At 59.1% G+C, this 847-nt stretch carries 1 protein-coding gene; it reads left to right on the plus strand.

Annotated features, from left to right (window positions below; translation table 11 throughout):
* The first annotated feature begins 89 nt into the window (after positions 1-89).
* Positions 90-838, plus strand: a protein-coding gene (locus tag GOB93_RS20980; RefSeq protein ID WP_099046888.1) for an IS5 family transposase whose coding sequence is annotated in 2 segments (ribosomal slippage) — positions 90-381 and positions 381-838 — 750 coding nt in all. Because the reading frame shifts where the segments join, the coding sequence is not laid out codon by codon here.
* The last annotated feature ends 9 nt before the right edge of the window (positions 839-847 follow it).

Below are 847 nucleotides of genomic sequence, written 5' to 3' on the forward strand. Positions count from 1 at the left end.
TAGGGCCTGTTAGATCTTAAAATACTTCCTATATTGTATGGATTGAAGAAGGAGACGGAACAGGCACTTTCACTGATGAGACATGGGCGATCTGGGAACCGCTGATTGAGGCGGTTCGGCCAAGGGGCAAGACACCGCCCCATGATCTGCGGCGTACGATAGCAGCGATCTTCTGGCGTCATGAGAATGGTGCGAAATGGCGAAGTATCCCCGCTGAGCTGGGTCCGTGGTGGCGGGCGGCGCAGCTTTTCATCCGCTGGGCGAAACTGGGGGTGTGGGAACGCCTGCTCGAACTGGTTCAGGACCACCACGGAGTGGCGCTGGGCATGACTTTTCTGGATGGCACGAACATCAGGGCTCACCACAAGGCGGCGGGAGCCCAAAAAAAGGGGCCTCTTTCGAAGAGCGAGACCATCGTGAAGCACTTGGCCGCTCTCGCGGCGGCTATGGCACAAAAGTGTGCGTGATCGCGGACGGACACGGAAAAGCCATTGGTTTCGCTCTGGCACCCGGACAGGCCCATGAACTGCCACTGGCGCCAGCCATGCTCGACGATCTCCCCTCTGTTCCCCTGTGGGTCGTGGCGGACAAAGGCTACGCGTCAGACGCCTTTCGTGAACGGATATGGGACATGGGAGCCCGACCGGCCATTCCCGCGAAACGACGCGATGCGCCGGTCGCCTGTCCCAAATGGGCCTATCGATGCCGACATCTTGTGGAGAACCTCTGGGCTCGTCTCAAGGAATGGCGCGCTGTCGCAACCAGATACGAAAAAACAGCAACCTCGTTCCTCGCGGTCATCCACATCGCTGCCGCCGCAGACTGGATCAAGTGCTAACAGGCCCTA

It is taken from the genome of Acetobacter musti (assembly GCF_011516835.1).
In the GTDB taxonomy this organism is placed as follows: Bacteria; Pseudomonadota; Alphaproteobacteria; order Acetobacterales; family Acetobacteraceae; genus Acetobacter; species Acetobacter musti.